Annotated in this window: 2 protein-coding genes; both read right to left on the reverse strand. The window is 43.1% G+C overall.

The genetic code is table 11. The annotated features are described in order from the left end of the window. Positions 1-2,420: M9 family metallopeptidase (locus tag AACQ17_RS07640; protein ID WP_141201479.1), on the reverse strand; the 2,420-nt coding region annotated here is incomplete at its 3' end. Between the two features lie 189 nt (positions 2,421-2,609). Next, positions 2,610-3,371: a class II glutamine amidotransferase gene (locus tag AACQ17_RS07645; protein ID WP_017045106.1), complete on the reverse strand. Its 762-nt coding sequence runs from the start codon at positions 3,369-3,371 to the stop codon at positions 2,610-2,612. Positions 3,372-3,575: the final 204 nt, after the last annotated feature.

Consider the following 3,575-nt stretch of genomic DNA (forward strand, 5'->3'; position numbering starts at 1 on the left):
ACTTGGCTATTGGCTTGCTGTGCATTAAGCATGAAATGGACATAGCCCGCTTGCGTTACTGGCAGTTCAATATACTCATAGCTATCAGCACGTTTAGACGCTTGGTCAAAATGAGTCAATGTAGGCCAGTGCTCGCTTTCTGCATAAAGATCAACATTGTGGGCTGCCATCTCATCAATAGGCTGGAGCCAAACTTTGACACTGTTCATTCCCTCTGGTACATAAATCGCTGCATAGCGAGTTTGATGAATACCCAACGTCATTGGCTGACGATTTTCGAGAACAACAGGTGCTAAATCATCACTAGGCTTTTGCGTATTATCGGTAATGGCGTAACTTACTTTCGTATTTAATTCAACACGCTGGTAAGCTTCTCTACCCGTAATACTAAAATAATAGCGACCCGGTAAAACGGTACCATTGGCTTGTTTTTCTAGTGCAATTGTTTCATTACTATGCAGTTCAAAATTTGTTATTTGATAATCATAATAATGCGCAATTTTTTCATAACTTAAATAAAGATCGGCGTCACCATCACCGCTAATATTAATCGACAATTCACTGATATTATCTGGAACATCAATATAATAGAGTTGTTCACTGTACTGCTCACCCGACAAGGTAGCACTCTGCCCTAACGCTAAATGATTCATCGTGTCTTCTGGTTGAATTGGCGGCACAGTCGGATCGTCTGGATTACCACTGTCCGTTGTCAAAGTGTCCAACCAAGTTGAAAATTCGCTGTCTAGGCTTTTACCGATCCGTTTCACTTGCTCAGCCCATGCTTTGAAATCGCCACTACGTGATAGCGCTAGCAGTTGATCCACTTCATTGGGATGGTTTTCCAGCATAAAACGAACCGCTAAATAGCCCCAGCGATAAATTTGATTGGTGTCATTTTGATAAGTAGTGGCCAGTACTTGCGTGAGGCTCAGTTTTTTCTCAGCAATTAAGTCTACCGCCGCTTGGTAGCCTTTTTTATAGTGCATGTATTCAGCGAAGCCTTCCAACCACCACACGATATGGCCTTCACTTAAATTGAGAGAAAACGAACCGTATTGGTTGTAGCGTCCGTCCAAATAATGCACATATTCATGCTCTAAATTGAGAATAGACAACGCCTCATCCTGCGCATATCGATAAGCGACAAAGCGCGCTGTGTTGTTGGCATCAGCCGGGTTACCTTCAAGGTATTGCCCGCCATTGTTGGTAGTATTGCCAAACAAGAAGTTGGAATAACTGACATAACTTTCGTTGCTATCAAATACCACCACTTCCACTTGTTGATTAAGATCATCGGCCACGGGCGTGAAACCCGTGTTGGCAACGGTATGAAAATCCGCTTCTTTCTCATTCAAAATGCCACACGCTTGCTCTGCTTGCTGAGGTGTTAAGCCTTGCGAGCGGATAATAGCAGGCCCATCACATTGATGGCGATTTGGCATGATACGCTGTTCAAGTTGCTGCTTAGCTTGCGTTAAATTAAGCGCTTCCAATGTCTCTGGCGCGTAGTAAGAAAGCATTTCAACCGCAGCAATCCAGAGTTTATCGCTACGTCCACCCAGCGGGTAACGCTCCAATACTTTTTCTAAAATCGCAATGACTCGAGTTTTGGTGTTTGGGTAAGGGCTAACCAGTAAGCGCCCCGTTTCACGCACCGCATTGTACAAAATGAAATCGGCATTGGTTCCTAACGCCCAATCATGCTCAGTGGCAAAACGATACAGTGTCTCCAAATATTCTGGATGGGCTTCAATGTCTTGATAAAAATCATCACGCGAAGCATGGCCGCTCATGGATCGAAATAAGTTATTTAAACCATCAACAAACTGCACATCTTGTGCCGTTTGTGGGTTAAAGGCGTCCAATAGCACAATGAAATTCGCCATCGTTGAAGGTAGGCGTTTCACGTTATCGACCATTAACGTTAAGCTCGACATGGCCGCCACTTGTTCACGACCTAAGCTCAAACTATAAGGCGATAACATAAACTGGTTAATCGTATCCGCAATCGCATTACTCAATTGATCCGAATAATCGCCAAACTCTTGCTTTACACCATAGCGCACATAATAAGCGGCACGGATAAACTCCCCCAAATTAGCAATAGATTTGGCTTGCGCTTCTGTTCCTTGATATTGCGAAACCTCTAACGCCAGCGCTCGGTTAATGCTGTCTATACTATTTTCACTGTATAGACCCAAGATGGCTTTACTATCGGTATAAAACCACGAGTTATAACAGGCTGGTTGTGCATTTTTAATCGCTAAAATTGGCTCTTGTGCTTGGGTGATATCGCTAAACTGGCAGGCATCTGATGCATAAGAAAAAGACGGTAATCCTGCTAACGATAATGCCAATAGTAAAGCGTTAGGTTTGAGACGAGGGGAATGAATAGATGGAACAGGCGCAATACGCATAGTAACGACTCTCTATAGATCATAGAAATAAATGAGTCGCGGTTTATATCAGAATCACATTAATAAAATGAAACTTGGCGCATAGAAACCAAGATCTTACTTCAAAAAAGAATTGCTCTCATGAGAGAGCAATCGATTAACCAATAGATCTTATATATCAATACATTACTAATTGTTTTCCACCACTAACTAAGTGATCGGATACACAGTACATTGAGCGCCAATCACATGAGTAATGGTTTGCGGCTCAATCATTTGCCAACCACTTTCACTGTCAAGGGGTTCTGACGCAACCACCATATTATCGCCTTCGCTTTTACTAAACACGGTCGGCGGATTACCATCAGAGCTATAACGCACTAACCAAAAATCTTGCCCATCAGAGATACAAATCGAAGCTTTAAAAGGTGTGACTATCTGTTTCTCCGCCAAAGCCTGCGCAATTTGACCAATCGTGGTCGTAATGGCTTGTACTGGCTGACTGCGTAACCCATTACTCATCATCAATAAAAAAATCAATTCACTATCCGTTGTCCCAACACGCTTGACGTATAGCGATTCCGGTAGCTGCCGTTCTAAGGCGAATTTCACTTTTTCAAACTCACCAATTTGCCCGTTATGTAAAAACATCCAGTGATCCAAAATAAACGGATGACAGTTAGAACGGGAAACCTGCGTTCCGGTGGACGAACGCACATGTGCCATAAAACGGTGAGAACGAATGTGATGCGTTAAGGATCGCAGGTTTTCATCTCCCCAAGCGGGTAAGACTTCATGAAACTGCCCGGGTGTAGTGCGTTCGGTATACCAACCCAGCCCAAACCCATCAGCGTTGACACGGGTGACCGCTTTACGCGCTTCTAAACTTTGGTGCACGAGAGAGTGTTCCGGTTGATAAACCAGTTGATCGAGGTAGATAGGAGTTCCTTGGTAGGCGAGCCAGCGGCACATAATGCAAACATTCCAAAATAATCAGTCACTGATTTCAATAAAGCACGTTTGCTCAATGGCTGCAAGGTGTCCAGGCAACGATACCTTTGCCACTTGGCTCATCAACGCCACAAGTTAATGACTCTTAAATGATGAATTATTTATTGAACTAAGATCATCTTTTAGCAAAGTTCATATTATTAAAAATACTAAACCTATTATTAG

The organism is Vibrio sp. V10_P2A27P122 (genome assembly GCF_963874335.1).
In the GTDB taxonomy this organism is placed as follows: domain Bacteria; phylum Pseudomonadota; class Gammaproteobacteria; order Enterobacterales; family Vibrionaceae; genus Vibrio; species Vibrio anguillarum.